Annotated in this window: 2 pseudogenes; both read right to left on the bottom strand. The window is 64.7% G+C overall.

Annotation, left to right across the window (positions count from 1 at the left end):
• Positions 1-2575: pseudogene (locus ACK5NW_RS00935) on the bottom strand (hypothetical protein); the annotation flags it as partial.
• Positions 2572-3296: pseudogene (locus ACK5NW_RS00930) on the bottom strand (lysin); the annotation flags it as partial. The pseudogenes ACK5NW_RS00930 and ACK5NW_RS00935, both read right to left, overlap by 4 nt.

Here is a 3296-nt window from a genome sequence, read left to right as displayed (position 1 = left end):
GATCGCGGTACGTTATGCTTGCGGCAAAGCGGGAGCCACGGCGCATGGGGATCAGTCCCGAAGCCGCCCCTTCAGAGGAGCTTTGAATGCGGACTTCGCGTGCCGCCGCTTCAGCACCTTGCTCCGAAGCCCTGATTTGCGTCAGGGCTTCGCTGTTTCTGGCGAACACCTTGGCCCCCTGGGTCTGCAAAGCGCGCTCAACCTGCCGCGACACTTGCTCCCAGCCGGAAGCGGTTCCAGAGCTGTTTTTGGCGTAAATGGTGCGCACGCGACCGTCGCGAACACCAACAATGACGGGGTCGCCCGTTTGGGTTCTGGCGTCGAGAACCACATTGGTGCTGCCATCGGTGTGCCGGTAGGCCGCCAACGGGTCATGCAGCAGCTCTGGAAGACGCTGCACCACATCAAGTGGAACGTCGCCGTGCTTTTGGGCGATTTGCAACAGCGCTCGCGAAGGCAGTCCAAGCGTCTGCCCCTTCAGGCCCATGGTGGCTAGCACCGTGGGTGTGCGCATCTTCGGCACATAGTCCATGTTGTCCGGGTTGACGCGCGCGAGCTCCGTGCGCCACGCCTCACCGGCAGCGCTGGCCGCTGACATTTCCTGGCTGAAGCCGCCGCTCACGCCTTCTGCCACCACTCTCAAGGGCCTGCGCTCGAAAAGCTCCTCCGGTGTGACGCCAAGCTGCTCGGCGCGCGTGGCGTAATGCGCCGCCACCAGGGATGCGTAGGCGTCGTTCACGGTGGCCGTGTTGCGCCCGGCAGCGTTGAGCTGATCCAGCACCTGTGTGCGCACCACATCCTGGCTGGCGCGGGTCTGCTCGGCGACCACGGCTTTGCCCATGGCCTCGGCCATGTCGGCCTGCAACCGCTCGCCCTGCGTCTCCATGTACGCCTGCGCCTCGACGCGGCTGAAACCATCTGGGTCGGTTTTCAGGTGATCCAGCAATCCGGCGGACAGCTCGGTAGGGGCAATGCGTGCGGCGTACTCTGCCACGGGGATGGCAATTTGCCCGCCCGTGGCCCCGGCTTCGGTGATCTGCTCAGCCACCGAAGGCGACACCTCTGCCAATTGCGGAGCCAAACCGCTTTGCATCAGGACGTTGGCGTCCAGGTAGATGCTTTCCACCGGGCCGCCATCCGCTGCCTGCGCGACGAACTGTTCGAAGGTGTCCGGCTCGCGCGCCAGCAGCTTCGACGCTTTGGAAGCCTCGGTCAGCCGGGTCAGCAACTCCGCCGACTGGGCCGCTTGCGTGGCGCGATAGCGCGCGGTAGCGTCGATCTGCTGCGCCCGCCTTGCGCCGCTGATGAAGTTTGCTGGCACTTCGTGCAACGAGGTGGGCATCTCTGCCACCGCCTCCAGCAAAATCTCGCCGGGGTTGAATTCTCCTGTCAGCGCGCCCGCCGCCGCCTCTCCGGCTGCGCCGCCTGCGGCCTGCATCGCAAGTTCGCCACCGGCACGCAACGTCTGGCTGATTGCGGTTGGCGCAGCACCGGCCAACAGCCTACCGGCAAAGCCAGCCGTCAGCGCGTCGAACGTACCCACCGCCAGACCTCGTCGCACACCCTTAGAGCGAGCCTCCGACATCAGCTTGTCGTCGGCAAGCGCCTGGCTCAGGCTGCTTCTGTCGGACGTGTTCACGCCCGCCTGGTTCAGCGTGTCCAGCAAAGTCGCCGCGTATTCGGTGGCCGCACTCCCGACGCCCGCACCCAGGGCAGCGCCCCAAGGCCCGCCCACTGCGGCGCCGGCCAGACCGGCAGCCATTCCAGGGGCCGCCATACCCAGCGACTGCAAAACCACTTCGCCCACCGCGCCAGGGTTTGCCGCGATGGCCTTCCCAGCCTCGCTAAAGCTGCGTGCGCCAGTAATGGCCTGCATGCCCTGAGCCACGTCGTTTGGCATGGGAAAGCGCTCCGCTTCCCGCACACGGCTGGCAACAATCCCAGCCGCCTCGGCCAAGGGGTTGTACGTCACTCCGTGCGCTTCAGCAGCTTCGCGCTGCTTGCGCTGCCAGCCTGCCAGCAAGCCGCTGTCCTGCGCCACTATCGATTCACCAGCCCGGCCCAAGGCCCAGCCGCGCTGCACGGGCTCAGCAACGGCTCCGAAGAAACCGCGTTCCGTGGCTACCAGCCGCCCATCAGCGCGCCGATACGCCGGGCCATCGATTCGCCCATACGCTGCCTGACCATCACCCAGCCTGCGGGCAAACACCGCTTCTTCCACAGCCCGCAAACTGGCGACGTCATCGTGCGCCACGCTGGCTTTCTCAACATCGGCCAGCAACGCGGCAGCAGCGGGCGACGTGGCGGCCAGGGCGTCGAAGTCAATCGAGCCCATCGCCGCCTGCTTTTTCATCTCCTTCGGCAGCGCCAGCACGGTGTCCACTGGAACGCCGGTACTCTGCGCCACCCGGCGAGCCTCGGCATAGCTGTCTGGGTCGCGGTCGAACCCACTCAAAAAACCCAGGCGCGCAGAAGTGCCGCCTGTGGGCTGGAGCGATTGCTGAACAGCTTGAGAGTAATCGTCCCCGTCGCCCATAGGCAAAAGGCCAGCAACCGCCTGGTCAAATTCGTTCATCGCTGCACCTGACCTTGCTTCGCCTTGTCCCGCAAGGTCTGCAAGTTCCAGTAGGCCCCGAGCATTTGGGCATCGGTTGGGTCGCTGATGCCAGCCGATTCCATGGCCGACCTCAGGTTGTCACGGTCGACGCCCGGAATGTCGCCCGCCTTCATGGTGAGCATCGGCTTGCTGGAGTCGGAGAACCAACCCTTTATCGTCTGGTTCTTGGCAAACATGGCATCGAGATGCGCGTTGACCTCGGCATCGCTGAACTTCTTGCCTGCGTCCTTTTGCGCGGCGTAGAAGTATTGGTCAACGTACTGCCGGATCGCCCCCACACGGCCCGCGTCGTTGCTGCCGTCCTTGGGCGTCGGATCAACGCCCAACACGCGCATACGCTGATCGAGGCCGGTCTTGATGGCCGAGCTGTTGAGGTCGCCCGCCTTGCTGGCCCCAGCCTCATCGCTCTTGCCTTGCGCCTTGGCGCGCTCCTTGGAGAAGTGCTTGAAATCAGCCTCACTCAGTTCCTTGCGTAGCGCAAAAAACTGATCGTCGCTCATGCTGCCCAGCGCCTGCGGGTTGCCCGCCAACTTGGCATAAAGCCATTCACTGGTTTGGTCGTTGCTCTTGGCAATGCGGTCGGCATAACCGTACAGGCCGTCCACAGCCTTGGGTGGCACGTTTTGCAGCGCGCCAGCGGGCAGCAAGTCCATGCGGCCACCGTTGGCTTGCAGCTCGC

The organism is Ottowia sp., assembly GCF_047975795.1.
In the GTDB taxonomy this organism is placed as follows: Bacteria; Pseudomonadota; Gammaproteobacteria; order Burkholderiales; family Burkholderiaceae_C; genus Ottowia.
The sequence above is the reverse complement of the archived record's forward strand: the minus strand, read 5'-3'. Positions and strand labels throughout refer to the sequence as shown.